We start from the raw sequence: 366 nt of genomic DNA on the forward strand, positions 1-366 counted from the left end.
TGTTACTGATTTTTATAGCGTCTTCTTTTACATCGTTTTTGTCTAACTCATTGAGGTATTCTTGGGTTTTAAGTTCGATATATTCTTTGTGTTTGTCGATTTTTCTTTGGTTATAGTTGGACTTCTTGCTGTTGTGTGCTCTGGATTTTGTGCCATCAATGGCGATGGTTTCGCCTGTGATTAAATCGGCATTTTTTAAAAACGAAACAAAGAGTTTGAAGAGTTGTTTTAGGGCTTTTGGGTTGTCTTTGCGAAAGTCGGCTATGCTATGATAATTAGGGCAAATGGCTTCTAAAAGCCACTGCATTTCCAGGTTGCGATGGCACTCTTTTTCTAATCGCCTTGAAGAGCGAATGCCGTTTAAAT

The 366-nt window shown here is 38.0% G+C and carries 1 protein-coding gene; it reads right to left on the reverse strand.

From position 1 onward, the window contains the following. A partial coding sequence (locus WFZ85_RS16565; protein ID WP_461782274.1) for a transposase occupies window positions 1–307 on the reverse strand: 307 nt, incomplete at its 3' end. Between the last annotated feature and the right edge of the window lie 59 nt (window positions 308–366).

The organism is Flavobacterium aureirubrum (assembly GCF_038739835.1).
GTDB classification, from domain to species: Bacteria; Bacteroidota; Bacteroidia; order Flavobacteriales; family Flavobacteriaceae; genus Flavobacterium; species Flavobacterium aureirubrum.